Source organism: Serratia sp. MMO-28 (genome assembly GCF_037199905.1).
GTDB classification, from domain to species: Bacteria; Pseudomonadota; Gammaproteobacteria; order Enterobacterales; family Enterobacteriaceae; genus Chania; species Chania oryzae.
The window spans coordinates 94,582-114,994 of sequence record NZ_JBBCVB010000013.1; the positions used below are offsets into that span (position 1 = coordinate 94,582).

The following is a 20,413-nucleotide window of genomic DNA, read 5'->3' on the forward strand; positions in this document are numbered from 1 at the left end:
TGCATTGAAAAAGCCCGGCTGGTGTTAACCGCCGGGCTTTTCTATTGTTGGGCGTTTATTTAGCGACGCCAGCAAATTCCGGTGCCGGGCAATTATAGCCAAAATGGCTTGACCAGCCGTATGGAGTGCCTGTTTTGACGTAGCGCTGATAGAGCGCCCGCCCGGTTTTGGCATCGCGTGCGATAACCCAACTTGCGGCGTTGCACAGCACGGCGGCGTAGGCCTGGCTTTTTGGCGGCAAGAGATCGGCGGCTTTCTGCCCCAGGGCCACCGCCTGCCAGCGATAGTGCAGGAAGCGGTTATCTGCCTCTGGCAGAGATTTGGCAGCACGCACCGCTTCGGCGGCACTGATCCAGCTCTTGTGCTTCAATTCACCGGTATCAAAGGCATCCCCAAGATAGGAGTAACCTGCGCCGTAAATGGCGTAGTCTGGCGTCATTTCGTAACCGCTGAACTCCAGCCCCTGTGAGCGCAGCAAGGCCGCCGCCTGATAGTAGGCTTCGGCGCGCGTGGTTTTATCGCTGGCTTTATCCTGTGCCACTTTTAAGCGGGCGGCAAATTCCTGCGCGGCTTGGCCATAGTTAGGAATGGCGAAGTAATTGAGCGCTTCCTGATAACGCCCGGCGCGCATCATCCGCCGCGCCAGCAGTTCGCGCAGATGGATTTCTGGCGTGAGTACCTGGCCGTTGTACTCATCCGGCTTGACCGGTTTTAGCGGCGTGGTGGGCGCAGGGGCATGTTTATCGACAAAGCCTTTCAACTCATCAATGGTCAGCACCCGCTCGGCGATATCGGCGACGTCTGCCCAGTAATTTTCTTTACCGCGGTACATCAGTTCCATCGCTTGCAGGTAATCGCCGCGGTTCAGCGCCAAAATGGCTTGCTCACCGGCTACCCGGCATTCGGGAATGATCATTTCATTAGCGAAATCTTCACCATACTGCGGCCCCCAGCTTTCGTCAGAGGGGAAGGCTGCGGCAGCTTTGGCATAGGCGGCGGTGGCGGCCTTCAGGTTGCCGTCACGCAGCGCCATCTTGGCGCGCAACCACCAGGCCAAACCGCTGTCTCCGGCGTTTTTCAGCAGGCTGGCGGCCATCGGGTACTGCCCGGAACGATAAGCGAGTGCCGCCAGCCGATCGCTGCCTGCAAAGCCGCTTTGCACCGATTCATTCAGCAGCGCCAGGATTGGTGCAATTATCTGCTTGGTATTGTCGTTTGGCTGCAGGTTACCGCTGCGGGCGAACAGTTCGATGGTCACCAGTTGCTGAATCAGCGGATCGTGAATCACCTGTTTTAAGCTGTCCAGATGAGCCGGGTTAACCAGATAGCTGGAGACATATTGCAACGATAAGCCGCCATCGCTATCCCCTTGCGCCGCCTGCTGGGCATACAGCTGCACCGCAGGGGCAATCTCGCCCTGCCACAGGTGAATACGCGCCTGCTGGCCCAGGCTGCTTAACGCCAGTTGATCGGGATCGGCCACACCGTTTTTCACTTGATCGATCACCTGCTGGAAAGCCGCGCTAGCCTTAGCAAGCTGTGCTTTTTCTGGATGTTGCACTGCCGGTGCGGTTGAACCGTCGGCGTTTTCCGGCGTGCCGCGATCATTCATCCACAGTCGCCCGAGCGAGTATTGTGCCCGTAATCCCCAGTCGCCCCGATCGGCCGCCGGCAGCGCCAGCACTTGTTGGAAGTAATCCGCCGCACGGGGATCTTCCGCCGCAAAAGCTACCGCGCCCAGGGTGTACAGGCGTGCCGCGTTGGAGAGCGCTTGTGCGTCAACGGCATCGGCTTGTTCAACGGTTTTGCTGGCGCGCATCTGGTTGATCGCCATCTCCTGAGGGGACTGTGGCATCGGTTTTGCCGGTGTCTCCGGGGCCGCAGCCTTCCACAGCGGCAATTGCTTATCTACTGCGACCAGGCGGCGGGCTTCGAACGCAAAGTTACCTTCTGGCATATACAACAGAGTACCGTCGCGATTGAGCAACAAGCGGTTGGGGAAATCCGGCCCGCAGGCCTGGCTGCTCAATGGAATAAGCAACGCGGCGGCAATCAGGGGGACGAGCGGGAGAGTGCGGTTACGCATGCCCGCTAAGCGCAAATCATGGGACGACATAAGTGCCTCCTGGCGTGATCTGTTGGCAACGCAGCCAGCCCAACGGGCGTGATTGCCCTGCGCGTAGCTGATCGCCGCTGATGCGGATAAAACGTGCTTGTTCTGCTGTGGTTTCCAACCGGTAATGGCCCACCGCGTCGGCAGCCAGACAGCGGCTGGCGTTAATGCCGATCTCGCGCGGGAGCGGGCCATCCACCGGTCCGTTATTCTGAATCAGCAGATCATACAGCCCATTTGGCTGCGGCAGAAATTTTACCTGCCAATCGGCTTTGAGCGGCTGATGGTCGATCACCGCCCGCAGCGTGGCGAGTGACCAGGCGCGGCGATCGCTTTCCAGCGGCAGGCGAAACCAGATAATACCGTGCAGGCGTGGCAAATTGAGCGTGGCAAGCTGGCGCAGAAAGTCGGCCACCTGCTGTGGTGCCACGCTGAGCTCCTGCGTGCTGCCCGCTACGCGCACAGAAGCCTCGCTTTCCACCTGGGCGCCCTGGGCATCAAAACCCACCAGGCCCATACCGTAAGCAGGCAATGCCACGCGGAAGGGATTGGGGCTGAGGTGGGCATATTGGCTGACCCAGCGCAGTGCCAGCGGGCCATCGAACAAGCCTTGCTGCGGTGATAACACCGCATGCACTTGCAGCACTGAGCTGTCGGCCTGTTGCAACACGCCGGGTAACGCCGGTGAGCCGATCCAGGCAGGCAGAGCGGTGATACCCAGTTGCAACGAGGCGGGGAGTTGCTGGCGCAGTTGCTGCAGAAAATGCTGGTACTCCGGCAGGCGGGCTGTGGCGGCATCGTGATCGATCTCCACCCCGATGACCGGCAACCCGGCCGCCTGCCAGCGTTGCAACAGTTGCAACAGGCGCTGGCGAATTGCCGGTTCATCCAACTGTTTCAGTTGCCCATCCAGGCGCACCACCAGCCACAGCGGGCGGCCATCCTGCTTCAGCAGTGGCGTATTGACCTGGATCTCGCGGTAGCCCTCACGCGGGTGCACCTGCAGGCCAAGAATGCGCAGGGTGGAAAACAGATCACGGCTGGCGGCCAACGCGCTGGCGTGCTGTGGCGTCCAGACCCGCTGCCAGAGATACACCTGCTGATCCCAGGCAGTATGCAAGCGCAATGCCTGATAGCGGCCAGCCAGCACTGCGGTCAGCGCCAGCAACAATACGGCGGCGGCGGCCCAAGGTTTCATTTCTGCCAGAGATCGCCCTGGGCGGAAAAGCCGCAGGCGCGCATAAAGTTCTCTACTTCGCCGCGCTCACGCGGGGGTAATCCGGCGGTAGAGAGCTGCCAGCGCAACGCCTGCGGCAATTGGCGCTGGGCATCCTGTACCAGATACAGCCCGACGCCGCGGCGGCGTGTCACTTCGCGCACCATCAGATCGTGCAGTTGCGCGGTATCACCCTGCAGCTCAATTTTGACCGCCCCCAGCAGCCGCTCATTAAACCGTGCGGCGAACAGTGCCTTGCTATCTTGCAGCCAGGCTTGCCATTCTGCCGATGGCTGGTGTGGCCAGATTTTGCCAAGGTCAATCAGGTCTTGTGCGGATAACGTGGTCAATCGCTCAATGGTCAGTTTCATGCAAAATTTCCACTAGGATGAAGAGTCTGGACAGTGTAATAGATCTTGTTCAGAGCGTTGTGTAAGTTTTTCTGTACGACGACTGCGCAAAATGTTTTTTTCAGCCGGCATTTTCCGAGTAAAAAATTAGTTACAGGCTTGTTAACTAGCACAATGCGCTGTGCCATGTTCGATCTAGCGTAGAATTAATCCGGATTTTATTCTGTTTACACCGCTTGTTTCTGAGCAGAAGAGTTGATTTGCAGAAGAAAATTCCTGTTTAATGGCATGAAAAGTAAAGTCTTATTAGAAAATGTTGTCGGAAATACACCTAAATCATTATTACTTATAGATAAAAGCCGTATACCCGGCGTATTTCAAACGGCTCACGCGTTTGCTGCCTGGCTGCAGTTTCAAGCCATAAAGGGTATACAGTGAATAGGTGCGGCAAACACCACGGGCAAACTCACAACGATAGACGGGGATTATGCGGATGAAATTAACAAAGGGTAAAGCGTTGCTGGCTGGTTGTATCGCAATGGCCATGGGCCATGTGGCGATGGCGAAAGATATCAAAGTGGCGATCGTGGGGGCAATGTCAGGCCCGGTGGCGCAATACGGTGATATGCAGTTCACCGGTGCGCGTCAGGCGATCGCTGATATCAACGCCAAAGGCGGCATTAACGGGGATAAACTGGTTGGCGTGGAATATGATGACGCCTGCGACCCAAAACAGGCCGTTGCGGTGGCTAACAAAGTGATCAACGACGGTGTCCGTTACGTGATCGGCCATCTGTGCTCCTCTTCTACCCAGCCTGCGTCAGATATCTATGAAGACGAAGGGGTGATCATGATTACCCCGGCGGCCACCAACGCCGATCTGACCACCCGTGGTTACAAAATGATCATGCGCACCACCGGCCTGGATTCCGATCAGGGGCCGACTGCGGCGAAATTCATCCTCAGCGAGATCAAACCGAAGCGCATTGCCGTGGTGCACGATAAGCAGCAGTACGGTGAAGGCTTGGCGCGTTCAGTGCGTGACAGCCTGAAACAGCAGGGGACTGACGTGGTGATGTTCGAAGGTATCACCGCCGGCGACAAAGATTTCTCCACCCTGGTGGCGCGCCTGAAGAAAGAGAACGTCGATTTCGTTTACTTTGGCGGCTACTACCCGGAAATGGGGCAGATCCTGCGCCAGGCCAAGCAGGCTGGCCTGACCACCCGTTTTATGGGGCCGGAAGGCGTGGGTAACTCTTCGCTCTCTAACATCGCCGGTGCTGCGTCTGAAGGCATGCTGGTGACTTTGCCGAAACGCTACGATCAGGTTCCTGCCAACCAGCCGATTGTGGATGCGCTGAAGGCCAAGAAGCTGGATCCAACCGGGCCGTTCGTCTGGACCACCTACGCCGCGCTGCAATCGCTGGTTGCCGGCATGGAGCGCAGCGGCAGCCAGGAGCCTGCGGATATCGTCAAAGATCTGAAAGCGGGCAAACCGGTGGAAACCGTGATGGGGCCACTGAGCTGGGATGAGAAGGGCGATCTGAAAGGTTTCGAATTTGGCGTGTTCGAATGGCATGCTGATGGTTCATCGACGCCAATTAAATAAGCCATAATAATATTCAGTAATGCCAATGCTTAAGGTGGCGCCCCCTCTCCCTGCGTGAGAGGGCCGGGGTGAGGGGCAATGGCTTAGTTGGTTCCTCCTCATCCTGACCCTCTCTCTAATGGGAGAGGGTCAACCTTGACTTAAGTATCTATAAACCCGGTATTACCGGTGCCTGCAACGTTCGCAGGCCGTTGGGCCGATATTTTCCGGCCACGACAACACCTTAGAAGGCCAGAGTATGTCAGAGCAGTTTCTCTATTTCCTGCAGCAGATGTTCAACGGCGTCACGTTGGGCAGCACCTATGCATTGATTGCCATCGGTTACACCATGGTCTACGGCATTATCGGCATGATCAACTTCGCTCATGGCGAAGTGTATATGATCGGCAGTTATGTCTCATTTATCGTGATCGCCGCCCTGATGATGATGGGGATCGACGTTGGTTGGCTGTTGATCGGCAGCGCCTTCCTGGTCTCTATCGTGATCGCCAGCGCTTATGGCTGGAGCATTGAGCGCGTGGCCTATAAGCCGGTGCGCAGCTCCAAGCGCCTGATCGCGCTGATCTCCGCCATCGGGATGTCGATCTTCCTGCAAAACTACGTCAGCCTGACGCAGGGCTCGCGCGATGTGGCGTTACCGAGCCTGGTCACCGGCCAGTGGGTGCTCGGCGAAAGCAACGGCTTTGCCGCCACCATCAGTACCATGCAGATCACGATCTGGGTGGTGACTTTCCTCGCCATGCTGGCGCTGACCCTGTTCATCCGCTATTCGCGCATGGGCCGCGCCTGCCGCGCCTGTGCTGAAGATTTAAAGATGGCCAGCCTGCTGGGCATCAACACCGATCGGGTGATTTCGCTGACCTTCGTCATCGGTGCCATTATGGCGGCGGTCGCCGGTGTGCTGCTCGGCCAGTTCTATGGCGTGATTAACCCGTACATCGGCTTTATGGCCGGGATGAAAGCCTTCACCGCCGCCGTGCTGGGCGGGATCGGCAGCATTCCGGGGGCGATGATCGGTGGGCTGGTGCTGGGCGTGGCCGAAGCGCTGACCTCGGCTTATTTGAGCACCGAATACAAAGATGTGGTGTCTTTCGCACTACTGATCGTGGTGTTGCTGGTGATGCCGACCGGCATCCTCGGGCGTCCGGAGGTGGAGAAAGTATGAAACTCGATCTGCTTAACGCCATCATTGCCACGGTGGTGCTGTTTGTCATGGCGTCCTTCCTGATGGGGATGCAACTGAGCCTCGACGGCACCAAACTGGTGGTGCACGGTGCTGCCGAAGTGCGCTGGATGTGGATTGGCATCGGCTGCGTGGTGGTGTTCTTCTTCCAACTGTTGCGCCCGCTGATGCAGCAGGGGCTGAAAAAAGTCTCCGGCCCGTCGTTCGTGTTGCCCAGTTTTGATGGCACCACCATGCGCCAGAAACTGCTGGCGGCGGCGATCATCATCGCAGCGGTAATCTGGCCGTTCCTGGTTTCACGCGGCACGGTGGATATTGCTACCCTGACGCTGATCTACGTGATGCTCGGCCTGGGCCTGAACGTGGTGGTCGGCCTTTCCGGCCTGCTGGTGCTGGGTTACGGCGGTTTTTATGCCATCGGCGCTTATACCTACGCGCTGCTGAACCACTATTATGGCCTGGGATTCTGGGAAAGCCTGCCGCTGGCGGGGATTGTCACGGCGGCCTTCGGTTTTATTCTCGGTTTTCCGGTATTGCGCCTGCGCGGCGACTATCTGGCGATCGTCACGCTCGGTTTTGGTGAGATCGTGCGTATCCTGCTGTTGAACAACACCGAAATCACCGGCGGCCCGAACGGTATCAGCCAGATCCCGAAACCGACCTTCTTCGGCCTGGAATTCAACCGCAGCGCACGCGATGGCGGCTGGGATACGTTCCACAATTTCTTTGGTCTGCAGTACGATCCTGGCGATCGCATCGTGTTCCTGTATCTGGTGGCGCTGCTGCTGGTGATCCTGACGTTGTTCGTGATTAACCGCTTGCTACGCATGCCGCTGGGGCGGGCCTGGGAAGCGCTGCGTGAAGATGAGATCGCCTGCCGCTCATTGGGCCTCAGCCCAGCCAAAATCAAGCTGACCGCCTTTATCATCAGCGCGGCGTTCGCCGGTTTTGCCGGAACGCTGTTTGCCGCGCGCCAAGGCTTTGTCAGCCCGGAATCGTTCACCTTTGTCGAATCGGCCTTTGTGCTGGCGATCGTAGTGTTGGGTGGGATGGGTTCGCAGTTTGCGGTGATCCTGGCGGCGATTCTGCTGGTGGTTTCCCGTGAATTGATGCGTGACTTGAATGAATACAGCATGTTGCTGCTGGGCGCATTGATGGTATTGATGATGATTTGGCGGCCACAAGGTTTGTTGCCGATGAAACGGCCACAGCTGAAGCTGAAAGCGGCAGAGATCAAGGCAGTGAAGGGGGAGCAGGCATGAGTACTCAACCTTTACTGGCAGTCGACGGGCTGTCGATGCGTTTTGGCGGCCTGTTGGCGGTCAACAACGTTGCCTTGGCGCTGCATGAAGGCGAGATCGTTTCGCTGATCGGCCCGAACGGCGCGGGAAAAACCACGGTGTTCAACTGCCTGACCGGTTTCTATCGCCCCACCAGCGGCACCATCAAACTGCGCGATCGCCATCTGGAAGGGCTGCCAGGCCAGACGATCGCGCGTATGGGCGTGGTGCGCACCTTCCAGCACGTGCGGCTATTCCGCGAAATGACGGTGGTGGAAAACCTGCTGGTGGCTCAGCATCAGCACTTGAAGAGCGGCGTGTTTGCCGGTTTGCTGAAAACCCCGGCGTTCCGCCGCGCCGAAGCCGATGCGCTGGAACGGGCAACGGTATGGCTGGAGCGCGTCGGCCTGCTGGAAATGGCCAACCGTTCGGCGGGTAACCTGGCCTATGGTCAGCAGCGGCGGCTGGAAATTGCCCGCTGCATGGTGACGCGCCCGGAACTGCTGATGCTGGATGAACCGGCGGCAGGCTTGAACCCGAAAGAAACCGACGAGCTGGATCACCTGATTATGGAACTGCGCAATCAGCATAAGGTTTCGGTGTTGCTGATTGAGCACGATATGAAACTGGTGATGGGGATTTCCGATCGCATCTATGTGGTCAATCAGGGAACCCCGCTAGCGCATGGCACTCCGGCAGAAATCCGCAATAACCCGGACGTGATCCGGGCCTATCTGGGCGAATAAGCATATGTTGTCATTTAATCAGGTTTCCGCCCATTACGGCAAAATCCAGGCGCTGCATCAGGTCAGCCTGAATATTCAGCAGGGTGAGATCGTCACCCTGATCGGCGCCAACGGTGCCGGTAAAACTACGCTGCTTGGCACACTCTGTGGTGAACCGCGTGCCAGCGAAGGCACCATCCAACTGCTGGATCAGGACATTACCCAGTGGCAGACCGCGCGCATTATGCGTGAGGCGGTGGCGATCGTGCCGGAAGGGCGACGGGTGTTCTCGCGCATGACGGTGGAAGAGAATCTGGCGATGGGCGGTTTTTTTGCGAACCGTGAGCAGTACCAGCAGCGTATTGAGCGGGTATTCAACCTGTTCCCACGCCTGCTGGAGCGCCGCAACCAGCGTTCCGGCACCATGTCCGGCGGTGAACAGCAGATGTTGGCGATCGGCCGGGCGCTGATGAGCCAGCCGAAACTGCTGCTGCTCGACGAGCCTTCGCTCGGGCTGGCACCGATCATCATCCAGCAGATTTTCGACATCATCCAGCAACTGCGCGAAGAGGGCATGACCATTTTCCTGGTGGAGCAAAATGCCAATCAGGCGTTAAAACTGGCGGATCGTGGTTATGTGCTGGAAAACGGCCGCGTGGTGTTAGAAGATACGGGAGCTGCATTGTTAGCAAACGAAGCAGTCAGATCGGCGTATCTGGGCGGTTAATTCGCCAAACACAGGTTGAACTTCACACAGGGTGGCACAACAGATTGCGATGACGCCCCCTCTCCCTGCGGGAGAGGGCCGGGGTGAGGGGCTTTGGCAACAGCAGATCCCGCTCATGCTAACCCTTTCCCCGCAGGAGAGGGAAAGGGCAGCCTTGATTTAAGCGTTATCAAACAACAGATTGCGCTCATATTTTTAACGATTACGAGAATAACCAATGAAGACAGAAGGATTACTCGCGCAGCGCATGCTGAAGGTAAAGAGCTCGGCAATCCGTGAATTGCTCAAGCACAGTAAAATGGAAAATGTCATTTCGCTGGCGGGTGGCATTCCCTCTGATGCGCTGTTCGATTTCGAAGGATTGAGCATTGCCACACAGCAGGCGATTACCGAGCAGGCAAAAAGCGCTTTTCAGTATGGGCTGACCGAAGGCAGCTACCTGCTGCGTGAACGCATCTGTGCCCTGTGTAGCGAACGTGGCGTCATCGCCAAACCGGAAGACGTGCTGGTTACCGCCGGTTCTCAGCAGGCGCTGGATCTGGTGATGCGTGCGGTGGTTAACCCCGGTGATGTGTTTGTGGTGGAGCGCCCGACCTACCTGGCGGCGCTGCAGACGCTGGAACTGGCGGAAGCCAACGTCATGTCGGTCTCTTCCGACAGCGACGGCATGGTGGTTGATGAGCTGGCGGAACTGCTGAAAACCCAGAAAATCAAAGGGGTATACGTGGTACCGAACTTCGGTAACCCGACCGGCCTGACGCTGAGCGCCGCACGTCGTGAACAACTGGTGAAGCTGGCTGCCGAGCATAACTTCCTGATTATGGAAGACGATCCGTACGGCGAACTGCGTTTCACCGAAGAGCGCAATGCCACGTTGTATCAGGTTTCCCAGCAGATTTTGGGCCATACCGATAACGTTATTTACACCTCAACGTTCTCCAAGATCCTGGCTCCAGGCCTGCGCCTGGGCTGGGCGATCCTGCCGCCGTTCTTGCTGCACAAGATCGCCATCATCAAGCAGGCGGCCGATCTGCATGCCAGCTCGCTGTCGCAGAGCATCGCCGAATGCTATCTGGGCCTGAATCGTTTACCGGCACAGATCGAGAAGATCCGCGCTGCCTATAAGCAGAAATGCGGCATTCTGGCCGGCTTGGTTGAAAAAGAGCTGGGTGATGTGATCAGCTTTGATATGCCAAAAGGCGGCATGTTCCTGTGGGCGCGCTTCCGCCAGCCGTTCAACGCCACCGAATGGTTGAAAGCCACCCTGAATGAAGGTGTGGTATTTGTGCCAGGGGAGTATTTCTTCTCTGATAAGCCAGATCACTCCACGTTCCGCCTGTCGTTTGCTACCGCGACCGAACAGCAAATGCAGGAAGCGGTCGCCCGCCTGCGCCGCGCCTTATAATCCCTTTACGGCGGCGTGGAGCCTCCATGCCGCCGCCATCTGCGCTTCACCTTTCCGTCACGCTGCTGTAATCCAATCGTTATTTTTCTGTCATTCCTGCATGGCATGTTAGCTCCCGAACTAAATGAGACGTTTCAGACTGCTGACAAAGCCCGTTATTAGGGAGAGCGAGCCGAAGGGGTCGTAGCGGCGTAAGCCGCCGGAGCGCCCCTCGGTGCGCTAGGCCCGAGTATCTCGGGTTCAAAACCTACTTTGTCATCAACCTCGTTTTATACCCGTTTTTCTCAGGAGTTAGGCATGCTGACCCAAACAATTAAAATAACGACGCTGTGCGTGGCGTTAACTCTGGCGAGCGGCGCTCAGGCTGCAATCGACATCCCGTTTTGGCATTCAATGGAAGGTGAGTTGGGTAAAGAGGTGGATTCTTTGGTGAGCCGCTTCAACCAGGCCCACAGCGACGTACGAATTGTTCCGGTTTTTAAAGGCAACTACGAACAGAGCCTGGCGGCGGGCATTGCCGCTTACCGTTCTGGCAAAGCACCGGCGATCCTGCAGGTTTACGAAGTCGGCACCGCCACCATGATGGCCAGCAAGGCCGTGAAGCCGGTGTACCAGATCTTTCAGGAAAGCGGCGTGCCGTTTGATGAGTCGGTTTTTGTCCCGACCGTGGCCGGTTACTACAGCGACAATAACAGCGGGCACCTGATTTCCCAACCGTTCAACAGCTCCACCCCGGTGCTGTATTACAACAAAGACGCCTTCAAAAAAGCCGGCCTGAACCCGGATCAACCGCCAAAAACCTGGCAGGAACTGGCGGCCGATAGCGCCAAGCTGCGCCAGGCCGGTATGAAGTGCGGCTACACCAGCGGCTGGCTGGGGTGGATCCAACTGGAGAACTTCAGCGCCTGGCACGCAGTGCCGTTTGCCAGCGAAAACAACGGCTTTGGCGGCACTAACGCTAAGCTGGAGTTTAACCAGCCGCTGCAGGTCAAGCATGTCCAATTGCTGCAGGACATGAGTAAGAAAGGCGACTTTACCTACTACGGGCGTAAAGACGAACCCACCGAGAAGTTTTACAGCGGCGACTGCGCCATTATCACCGCCTCTTCCGGCGCGATGGCCACCGTCCGGAAATATGCCAAATTCGACTTCGGCGTCGGCATGATGCCTTACGACGCCGAGGCGAAAGATGCCCCACAGAACGCCATTATCGGCGGGGCCAGCCTATGGGTGATGAACGGTAAAGATGCCGCCACCTACAAAGGCGTGGCGCAGTTCCTACAGTTTCTGGCGCAGCCGGAGATTGCCGCCGAATGGCACCAGAAAACCGGTTATTTGCCGATCACTACCGCCGCTTTTGAGCTGACCAAACAGCAGGGCTTTTACGACAAGTTCCCAGGGGCCGATATCCCAACCCGCCAGATGCTGAACAAGCCGCCGTTACCTTTCACCAAAGGCCTGCGCCTGGGCAATATGCCGCAGATCCGTACCCTGGTGGATGAAGAGTTCGAAAGCGTCTGGGCGGGCAAGAAAACCCCGCAGCAGGCGATGGATGCCGCCGTTGAACGTGGGGATGCACTGTTGCGCCGCTTCGAGTCCTCAACTCAGTAAGCGTCAGTTTGGCCGTGTTCCGCCAAGCGGCATCGATTCACTCCCTCTCCCAGTGGGAGAGGGCCGGGGTGAGTGGCTGATGCAGTCTCTCCTCCACATAAACGGTTAACCTCAATGTCATCACATCGTCCCGGTTTCGGCCGTAGCTGGCTGCCCTATGCTCTGGTGCTGCCTCAACTGCTGATCACCGTTATTTTCTTCCTGTGGCCCGCCGGTCAGGCTCTGTGGTATTCGGTACAGAGTGTCGATCCCTTTGGCCTCTCCAGCCAGTTTGTCGGTCTGGATAATTTTCGCCAACTGTTCCGGGATCCCTATTATCTGGAGTCGTTCTATACCACGCTGGTGTTCAGCTCCTTGGTGGCCGGGGTCGGCCTGCTGGTGTCGTTGCTGTTTGCGGCGCTGGTGGATTATGTGCTGCGTGCCAGCCGCGTCTACCAAACGCTGATGATCCTGCCCTATGCGGTAGCGCCCGCCGTGGCGGCGGTGCTGTGGATCTTCCTGTTCAGCCCCGGCATGGGGTTGATCACCCGCTTTCTCGCCGGGTTCGGCTACGAATGGAATCATGCGCAAAACAGCGGCCAGGCGATGTTCCTGGTGGTGCTGGCGTCGGTATGGCAGCAGATCAGCTACAACTTCCTGTTTTTCCTGGCGGCATTGCAGTCGATCCCACGTTCGCTGGTGGAAGCGGCGGCGATCGATGGCGCAGGCCCGGTGCGACGCTTCTTCAATCTGGTGCTGCCGCTGATCGCCCCAGTCAGCTTCTTCCTGCTGGTGGTGAACCTGGTGTACGCCTTTTTCAATACCTTCCCGGTGATCGACGCCGCCACCGGCGGCGGCCCGGGGCAATCCACCACCACGCTGATCTACAAGGTTTACCGTGAAGGCTTTGCTGGCCTGGATCTGTCCAGCTCTGCGGCGCAATCGGTGATCCTGATGCTGCTGGTGATTGGCCTGACGATCATCCAGTTCCGTTTTGTCGAACGTAAGGTGCGTTATCAATGATCGAGAATCGACGCGGGCTGGACATTTTCAGCCATACGATGCTGATTATCGGTGTGCTGGTGGTGTTGTTCCCGCTGTATGTAGCGTTCGTTACCGCCACGCTGGACGATCGGCAGGTGTTTGAGGTGCCAATGCAGCTTATCCCAGGGGAGCATCTGTGGAGCAACCTGAGCCATATCTGGCAGAGCGGCGTGGGTTCCCTCAAGGTGCCGTTTTCACAGTTGTTGCTCAACAGCGCGATCGTGGCGCTGGCGATCACCGCCGGTAAAATGGTGGTTTCGGTGCTTTCTGCCTATGCCATTGTCTATTTCCGTTTCCCGCTGCGCAGCCTGTTTTTCTGGCTGATTTTCATGACGCTGATGCTGCCGGTGGAAGTGCGTATTTTTCCGACGGTGGAGGTGATCTCCAACCTCAATCTGCTGGACAGCTACACCGGCCTCACGCTGCCGCTGATGGCTTCGGCGACCGCCACCTTCCTGCTGCGCCAGTTCTTTATGACCTTGCCGGATGAGCTGCTGGAAGCGGCACGCATCGACGGCGCCGGGCCCATGCGTTTCTTCTGGGACATCGTGCTGCCGCTGTCGAAAACCAATCTGGCGGCGCTGTTTGTCATCACCTTTATCTACGGCTGGAACCAGTACCTGTGGCCGCTGCTGATCACCAGTGACGCCTCAATGGGCACCGCCGTGGCGGGGATCAGAAGCATGATTTCCACTTCCGGTGCGCCAACCCAGTGGAACCAGGTGATGGCGGCAATGATATTGACCTTAATTCCACCCTTGGCGGTGGTTCTTCTGATGCAGCGCTGGTTTGTGCGCGGTCTTGTAGACAGTGAGAAATAAATGGCAGGTTTAAAACTACAGGCGGTCACCAAGTCTTACGACGACAAAACACCGGTGATTAAGCCTTTCGATCTCGACGTAGCGGACGGTGAGTTTATCGTGCTGGTTGGCCCTTCCGGCTGCGGCAAATCGACGCTGCTGCGTATGGTGGCTGGCCTGGAACGCACCACCAGCGGCGATATTTATATCGACACCCAGCGGGTCACCGAGCTGGAGCCGAAAGATCGCGGTATCGCGATGGTGTTCCAGAACTATGCGCTGTACCCGCATATGAGCGTGTACGACAACATGGCCTACGGCCTGAAAATCCGTGGATTTGGCAAACAGCAGATTCGCCAGCGCGTGGAGGAAGCGGCGCGCATTCTGGAACTGGAGCCGTTGCTGCAGCGCAAACCGCGTGAGCTTTCCGGCGGGCAGCGCCAGCGGGTGGCGATGGGTCGGGCGATTGTGCGCGAACCGGCGGTATTCCTGTTTGATGAGCCGCTGTCTAACCTGGATGCCAAACTGCGTGTGCAGATGCGCCTGGAACTGCAGCAACTGCACCGCCGCCTGAAAACCACCAGCCTGTACGTGACGCACGATCAGGTGGAGGCGATGACGCTGGCGCAGCGGGTGATCGTGATGAACAAAGGCGTAGCGGAGCAGATCGGCACGCCGAGCCAGGTTTATCAGCGCCCGGCTTCGCTGTTTGTCGCCAGCTTTATCGGTTCCCCGGCAATGAACCTGCTGCCCGGCGTATTGCATGCCGATGGCAGCCAACTGCAACTGGCCAGCGGAATGGTATTGCGCTTGCCTGAGGCGCAGCCGCACTGGGGTGGGCGAGAGTTAACGCTGGGCATTCGCCCTGAACATCTGCAACTGACCACGCGTGAGCAGGGCGGTATTCCACTGGAACTGCAAACGCTGGAGCTGCTCGGCGCAGATAATCTGGCGCATGGCCAATGGGGCGGCACGAGCGTGATCGCACGCTTGAGCCACGAAACCTTGCCGCCAGCGGGTAGCAGGTTATATTTACAGTTGCCTGCGCAGGCACTGCACTTTTTTGACACTCATAGCGGATTAAGGATGGAATGATGACCACGGCTTGGCCTTACCCTCATATCGTTGCTCATCGCGGCGGTGGTTCTTTGGCACCGGAAAATACCCTTGCGGCGATCGATGTTGGCGCGCGCTACGGTCACAAGATGATCGAGTTTGACGCCAAGTTGGCGCAGGACGGGCAGATCTTCCTGCTGCATGACGACACGCTCGATCGCACCAGCAACGGCTGGGGTGTGGCGGGCAATCTGCCGTGGGAGAAGCTGGAGCAGTTAGACGCCGGTAACTGGTACAGCGCGGCGTTTAAAGGCGAGCGCCTGCCGCTGCTGGCTGAGGTGGCGGAGCGCTGTAAGCGACATGGGCTGATGGCCAATATCGAGATCAAACCCACCTCTGGGGTGGAAGATGAAACCGGCCGTGAGGTCGCACTGACGGCGCGTCTGTTGTGGCAAGGGCAAACCGACCCGCTGCTGTCTTCGTTTTCCGTTGAAGCGCTGGCGGCGGCGCAGCATGCGGTGCCGGAACTGCCCCGCGGCCTGCTGCTGGATGAGTGGGATGACAATTGGCGTGAACTGACCCGCAGGCTGGAATGCGTTTCGATACATCTCAACCACAACGTCCTGACCGCCGAGCGGGTAAAGCAGCTGAAAGACGCCGGGCTGCGCATTTTGGTGTACACCGTCAACAGCCCTGAGCGTGCGCGCTTATTGTTGAATTGGGGCGTGGACTGCATTTGTACCGACCGGATAGATTTAATCGGCCCAGGTTTTTGAGCATCAGGTTTTTTACTATTAGCGCATGATTGGTGTCAGTTTCGGCACCGAGTTTAGAAAGGAGCCGTGGTAGGTTATCACTGCTTGAGGTTGATGAAAAAGTAGCTTTTGAACCCGAGATACTCGGGCCTAGCGCACCGAGGGGCTATGATGGGACACATCCTTGTGTCCCACCCTGCGGGCCGACTTAACGTCGTTCAAATTTGCTCCCGGCAAATTTGTCGGCGGCTTACACCGCTACGACCCCTACGGCACGCTCTCCCTAATAACAGGCTTTGTCAGCAGTCTGAGCAGTGATAGGTTATCACTGCTTTTTATGCTGAATTGATGATGTGTCTATCAGAGGGTTTTATCGCAATAGAACATCGGGGTATTGGCTTTGACAAAAACAAAGCCAGAGGTGTTTTGCGAGTAAATCTCGAGTTGCAAACCGCTATGTTCAAACAAATAAAAGTCAGGTAATAACACGCTCATAAAACCTGCATACTTAGAATCATAAGCATCTTGAGATATCAGAATATAACTATTGCCGGACCTAGTATAAGTGAAGTTCAACACGCGGTTAATCCTAGCTATTCTTTCCCCATTTTCAATCAATGAGAATGATCCTTCCATGCTGCCACGGCCCTCATTGAATTTAAATGATAATATTCCACGAACAGCCTTGTTATCCAATGTTGCTTCGAAGTTACTCTCGCAAGAAAAATGCTCCATAGGATAGGTGCGATAGTATCCTAAAGAGATGACACTGACGGCCGTTAATAAAAACAGCACGAGTAACCACTTTGCTATCTGGGGCCTAGTCATAATTTAGTTCCCTAAGCCTATCGTAGGAGCGGCATTTTACGCCAGATTCCAGGATGCTTTTATTACAGGTAATGATTGAGATCTGGGGGCGGCCTTTAGGTATTGTCAGGTAGATCCAGCTTTTCTCTTCACATTCTATGGGGTTTTGTTTGATAAAAGATAAATATTTATCATCAGTCTTATCCGTGCTTGCTCTGAACAGCATGCAATTATTAATTTCGGAAAATTTTACGTAGTGATCAAAATACCCTTGATGCGCCTTATGTTGATAGCGATCCGTAATTGAAATGATGATAAAACCGATGATCAGAGCGACAAGAACTGTCAAAAGGAGTTTTGAACCCAACAGCAAGCTTTTCAATGCTAGCGGATGTCTATCAAATGGGCGTGTCGGAACCTGCAACGGAGGGGGCGCAAGGGGAAGGTCGATACGATCTTCCTCTATCTCCTCAACAGATACTGTCTCACTGATAACGAGCCCCTGTTTTGATATCGTTTTCACGACGTCATCCAGACCCAGATTTTTGAAGGCCTTACGCAACAATGAAATGTTCTGATAGAGCGTATTCGCACTGACATGTACACCATTATCTTCTCAGACAAACTTAAAAAAAGCTTTTTGGTTCATAACATTATAGCGATTGGTCAGCAGAAGCTCCAAGCAACGGCTGGCGGGAACGTTTAGCTGAATAATATCTTGCGGTGTCGATGGATAGCAGCGCCGCAGAGAGTGCAGCTCAGGATTATAAATAACACAATTATCAATAAGGTAGGCTTTACCCATTGCTGCTCCCGATCGTTGCACATTTTTTTACCAAGTGCTGCATAGCTAAACTAATTATATCTTAATTTTCAGAGTTAAGAAAAATTTCGAGTAGCAAAATTTTCTTAATCAGAAAAATCAATAAATCATATCTATGTGATTTTAATGTAAATTTATTTTTATCGCGGCGTTGGTTTGAATTGGACTTATTCAGAGCAAGATTTACTATAGGTTTTCGGTACTTCCCCGTAGCATTGATTTCGCCAACCCGCTAATCAACAGCATGGATGTTGTTAACAAGCTCTCTGTGAAACTGGGAGTGAGTACAGCCTATGCGCAGGCAACTTGAAATATGACGAGTATTTTGCATTAAGTTTTTTAACAGGTAAGGCAAAAATGAATTTTATAAATAATAGGGGAGTTGTGTGAGTTTTAATATCAATTCTTCTGTTCAACCAACATGGATTCCTGAAAATATAGTTATTTCAGATAATAACTTTTTATCAAGGAGTGCCATATTGGAGATATTGCATGAGATTTATCCTGAAAGTAGAGTCAGTGTGGGGAATGAGTTTAGTGATGCCATCAGGTTAATTTCGCAAGAGTGTAAACCTCAGTCCTCTTTGCTGCTGGTTGTTGACTTTTCTGGTGATAAGCAAACGCCACTGGCTTTTTATAACACCATGAGAAAATACTTTGCTCGTAAGCCTAACTTGAAAGTCGTGATCTACACTTCTGTTGAAGACTGTTTTTTCATTAGTTCAGTCTCCAGCTTTATCTCTGGGGGGGTAATATTGAAGAAAGAACCGGTGCGATCAATAAAAAAACTGTTTTGCTCGCTAAGTGAAACTAATGAGGTGCTATTCAGTGATTCAGTGCACCAACTTGTTGGAGACTATCGAATGCCATCGATCTCCCCAAAAGCAATTCAAGGGTATTTTGCTGAGCTTGCGGAGAATCAACTGTCGGTTAGCTCAAGGATCACAGAGAGTAAATATAAGACTTTTTATTCCAGACGCTATAACACAGTGGAGAAATTAGGGTTCAAGAGTATGAGGCAGTATTACGTTTATCTATCAAAAATAAACGATATGCTATATAGATAAGGGTTTTTTATCTTTCTTGTGCTTTGAGTTCCCCCTATTAACCTGACGTATGATGAGGATTTTATCTATTCTTAAGATATTTCTTTAAACAATGACCATTAATTAGGAGTTTTCTTTTGTTTTATGTCTTTGAAATAAGAATATTCTTTGTTTTCTGTCTATGATTACTGTTTTTTTGTGAGTATATTATGCGTTGAGTTTAAAGTGACCGCATATCAATAATGATCTGCGATACGTGGTAAACAGGATGTTTTAGGGGCTGCTATTTTTTATATTAGTCTTACTCTGCTGTAAGCTATTAATATAGCAGACGAACTCTAAATAATTCGAATTGCATGAAAGCTGCAAACTCGTCACTTTCCAGGTATATAGATAGCCATGTAATCGTCAGTTACGGCACAGCAGCAAACATGCTACCTGGAGTACGATAGGTATATTCACGTAATAAGTGAATTTGCTTTATCGTGGTAACACCATTGTCTTTATTAACTAACTATTAATTTCTGGAGTTTTACTTATGGAAAAGAATCTCTATCTTAGCGTTTTGGCCGCAATGAGTCTGGGATTTGCGGCTAACGTAGCAGCCGTTGATGGCACAATTACTTTTGAAGGTGTGGTTAACGATACAACCTGTACTTTGGAAACCGACAGCCAAAATATGACTGTTCTTCTGCCTTCTGTCACTGCTGCCAACTTCACAGCTGCTAATGCCGCAGCCAATATTCCGGCTGTTAAATTTAGCCTGAGTGCCAATGGCTGTGATGCCGGTGCTGTTAGTGCTTCGGTTTTATTTGCCACCGGAGGTAATGTTGATAGCACGAACGGTAACCTGAATAACAGTCTATCGAGTGGAACTGATGCGCAGATCCGCATTTATAAGGCCGACGGCACTACGCCTATTAATTTGGCCAACTACGGCGAATCTGCAAGTAATCTCGGTAATATTGCTGATGATAAAGTTACCATTGACTTCTACGCCAACTATTTTAGCAAAAGTAACAAACCGACTGCTGGCGTGTTGAAAACCAGCATTCAATACAGCATGAAATATCTGTGATCCAGAAACCCCGAGATTTTTCTCGGGGTTTATCTTGAAGGTTTATTATGAAGGTTCCATTTTTTATTGGCAGCGCAGTACTGCTTAGTGCATTTTCTTTTTTATCAATCCCTAATGCTGTAAATGCGGCTGTCGCGGTTGATGGTATCCGCTTTGTTTACCCTGAAAAAGCCAATGAAATAACGATAAAAATGGTTAATAAAGGCGGAACACCATCGCTGATGCAGTTATGGGTTGACCGTGGGGACACTACAGTACAGCCTCAGGATAGTGACGCCCCTTTTTTGGTTTCACCACCGATCGTCCGGATTGACCCCAAAAACGGGCAGAGCGTGCGTATCACATTTACAGGGGAAAAGCTGCCCAAGGATCGTGAAACACTTTTTTGGCTAAACACATTGGAGATCCCTCCAGCCACTGAAGCTCAGGATAAAAGCGTATTGCAGATTGCTGTTCGCTCCCACTTGAAACTGTTTTTTCGCCCGGCACAGTTGGTGGGAGAAGCTGCTGATGCACCAAACCAGGTTGATTGGCAGGTGATCCCTTTGGCAGAGGGGGGCTATGCTCTGCGTGGAAAAAACCCGACGCCTTATTATGTGACCTATCGCAAACTTGCGCTGAAAATGGGGAAACAAAGCTATAGTCTTGGGTCGGGGATGATCGACCCTTTCTCAAATGAAACTTTCAATATTAAAGGAATGCGCAATCACTCTGGCAAGCTTCAGCTTATTTATCTGCCCATGACTGACTATGGAGTGGGGGCTGAAAAGACGTCTTCTGTTCGCTGAAGTGTAATTGAAAAGGAT

Annotated in this window: 20 protein-coding genes; 14 read left to right on the top strand and 6 right to left on the bottom strand. The window is 54.2% G+C overall.

What is annotated here, in order from left to right:
* Positions 1 to 55: 55 nt before the first annotated feature.
* From WG891_RS13350 to panM, 3 genes are read right to left on the bottom strand one after another with little or no spacing between them, the layout of a single operon-like run.
* A complete protein-coding gene (locus WG891_RS13350) occupies positions 56 to 2,116 on the bottom strand; it encodes a hypothetical protein (RefSeq protein ID WP_337263150.1) in 2,061 nt (686 codons plus the stop codon).
* Positions 2,103 to 3,311 carry a DUF3142 domain-containing protein gene (locus WG891_RS13355; protein ID WP_337263151.1) on the bottom strand — a complete coding sequence of 403 codons (1,209 nt, stop codon included), beginning with the start codon at positions 3,309 to 3,311 and terminating at the stop codon, positions 2,103 to 2,105. Before WG891_RS13355 ends, WG891_RS13350 begins: the two co-directional genes overlap by 14 nt.
* The gene (gene panM, locus WG891_RS13360) at positions 3,308 to 3,700 is read right to left on the bottom strand and encodes an aspartate 1-decarboxylase autocleavage activator PanM (protein WP_337263152.1); all 393 of its coding nucleotides are present in this window, start codon (positions 3,698 to 3,700) and stop codon (positions 3,308 to 3,310) included. Before panM ends, WG891_RS13355 begins: the two co-directional genes overlap by 4 nt.
* Positions 3,701 to 4,172: 472 nt before the next feature.
* On the opposite strand from panM, the gene WG891_RS13365 reads away from it, so the two are divergent.
* From WG891_RS13365 to ugpQ, 11 genes are all read left to right on the top strand, one after another.
* On the top strand, positions 4,173 to 5,288 hold the full coding sequence (locus WG891_RS13365; protein ID WP_337263153.1) for a branched-chain amino acid ABC transporter substrate-binding protein: 1,116 nt from the start codon (positions 4,173 to 4,175) through the stop codon (positions 5,286 to 5,288).
* A gap of 238 nt (positions 5,289 to 5,526) precedes the next feature.
* The gene (gene livH / locus WG891_RS13370; RefSeq protein ID WP_076943562.1) at positions 5,527 to 6,453 is read left to right on the top strand and encodes a high-affinity branched-chain amino acid ABC transporter permease LivH; all 927 of its coding nucleotides are present in this window, start codon (positions 5,527 to 5,529) and stop codon (positions 6,451 to 6,453) included.
* On the top strand, positions 6,450 to 7,733 hold the full coding sequence (locus WG891_RS13375; RefSeq protein WP_337263154.1) for a high-affinity branched-chain amino acid ABC transporter permease LivM: 1,284 nt from the start codon (positions 6,450 to 6,452) through the stop codon (positions 7,731 to 7,733). Before livH ends, WG891_RS13375 begins: the two co-directional genes overlap by 4 nt.
* Positions 7,730 to 8,497, top strand: coding sequence for a high-affinity branched-chain amino acid ABC transporter ATP-binding protein LivG (livG, locus tag WG891_RS13380; RefSeq protein WP_337263155.1), 768 nt, complete (start codon positions 7,730 to 7,732; stop codon positions 8,495 to 8,497). Before WG891_RS13375 ends, livG begins: the two co-directional genes overlap by 4 nt.
* A gap of 4 nt (positions 8,498 to 8,501) precedes the next feature.
* Positions 8,502 to 9,203: a high-affinity branched-chain amino acid ABC transporter ATP-binding protein LivF gene (gene livF / locus WG891_RS13385; RefSeq protein WP_337263156.1), complete on the top strand. Its 702-nt coding sequence runs from the start codon at positions 8,502 to 8,504 to the stop codon at positions 9,201 to 9,203.
* 217 nt (positions 9,204 to 9,420) lie between these two features.
* Positions 9,421 to 10,608 carry an aminotransferase-like domain-containing protein gene (locus tag WG891_RS13390; protein ID WP_337263157.1) on the top strand — a complete coding sequence of 396 codons (1,188 nt, stop codon included), beginning with the start codon at positions 9,421 to 9,423 and terminating at the stop codon, positions 10,606 to 10,608.
* A 297-nt stretch (positions 10,609 to 10,905) separates the two neighbouring features.
* Positions 10,906 to 12,219, top strand: a complete 1,314-nt coding sequence (ugpB, locus tag WG891_RS13395) for a sn-glycerol-3-phosphate ABC transporter substrate-binding protein UgpB (protein WP_337263158.1) — start codon at positions 10,906 to 10,908, stop codon at positions 12,217 to 12,219.
* A gap of 114 nt (positions 12,220 to 12,333) precedes the next feature.
* Entirely contained in the window at positions 12,334 to 13,221 is an 888-nt protein-coding gene (gene ugpA / locus WG891_RS13400) for a sn-glycerol-3-phosphate ABC transporter permease UgpA (protein WP_337263159.1), read from the top strand.
* The gene (gene ugpE / locus WG891_RS13405; RefSeq protein ID WP_337263160.1) at positions 13,218 to 14,063 is read left to right on the top strand and encodes a sn-glycerol-3-phosphate ABC transporter permease UgpE; all 846 of its coding nucleotides are present in this window, start codon (positions 13,218 to 13,220) and stop codon (positions 14,061 to 14,063) included. The genes ugpA and ugpE overlap by 4 nt, the downstream gene beginning before the upstream one ends.
* Positions 14,064 to 15,137: a sn-glycerol-3-phosphate import ATP-binding protein UgpC gene (locus WG891_RS13410; protein WP_337263161.1), complete on the top strand. Its 1,074-nt coding sequence runs from the start codon at positions 14,064 to 14,066 to the stop codon at positions 15,135 to 15,137.
* Positions 15,137 to 15,874, top strand: coding sequence for a glycerophosphodiester phosphodiesterase (gene ugpQ, locus WG891_RS13415; protein WP_337263162.1), 738 nt, complete (start codon positions 15,137 to 15,139; stop codon positions 15,872 to 15,874). Before WG891_RS13410 ends, ugpQ begins: the two co-directional genes overlap by 1 nt.
* A gap of 339 nt (positions 15,875 to 16,213) precedes the next feature.
* Here ugpQ and WG891_RS13420 read toward each other — a convergent pair whose 3' ends face one another.
* From WG891_RS13420 to WG891_RS13430, 3 genes are all read right to left on the bottom strand, one after another.
* Entirely contained in the window at positions 16,214 to 16,681 is a 468-nt protein-coding gene (locus WG891_RS13420; RefSeq protein WP_337263163.1) for a hypothetical protein, read from the bottom strand.
* The gene (locus tag WG891_RS13425; protein ID WP_337263164.1) at positions 16,674 to 17,183 is read right to left on the bottom strand and encodes a hypothetical protein; all 510 of its coding nucleotides are present in this window, start codon (positions 17,181 to 17,183) and stop codon (positions 16,674 to 16,676) included. The genes WG891_RS13420 and WG891_RS13425 overlap by 8 nt, the downstream gene beginning before the upstream one ends.
* 93 nt (positions 17,184 to 17,276) lie before the next feature.
* Positions 17,277 to 17,465 carry a hypothetical protein gene (locus WG891_RS13430; protein ID WP_337263165.1) on the bottom strand — a complete coding sequence of 63 codons (189 nt, stop codon included), beginning with the start codon at positions 17,463 to 17,465 and terminating at the stop codon, positions 17,277 to 17,279.
* 404 nt (positions 17,466 to 17,869) lie between these two features.
* Between WG891_RS13430 and WG891_RS13435 the strand changes: the two genes are divergently transcribed.
* From WG891_RS13435 to WG891_RS13445, 3 genes are all read left to right on the top strand, one after another.
* A complete protein-coding gene (locus tag WG891_RS13435) occupies positions 17,870 to 18,550 on the top strand; it encodes a hypothetical protein (protein ID WP_337263166.1) in 681 nt (226 codons plus the stop codon).
* Between the two features lie 517 nt (positions 18,551 to 19,067).
* A complete protein-coding gene (locus WG891_RS13440; RefSeq protein ID WP_337263167.1) occupies positions 19,068 to 19,607 on the top strand; it encodes a fimbrial protein in 540 nt (179 codons plus the stop codon).
* Between the two features lie 47 nt (positions 19,608 to 19,654).
* Positions 19,655 to 20,395 (top strand): fimbria/pilus periplasmic chaperone, encoded by a 741-nt coding sequence (locus WG891_RS13445; protein ID WP_337263168.1) that lies wholly within the window; start codon positions 19,655 to 19,657, stop codon positions 20,393 to 20,395.
* The last annotated feature ends 18 nt before the right edge of the window (positions 20,396 to 20,413 follow it).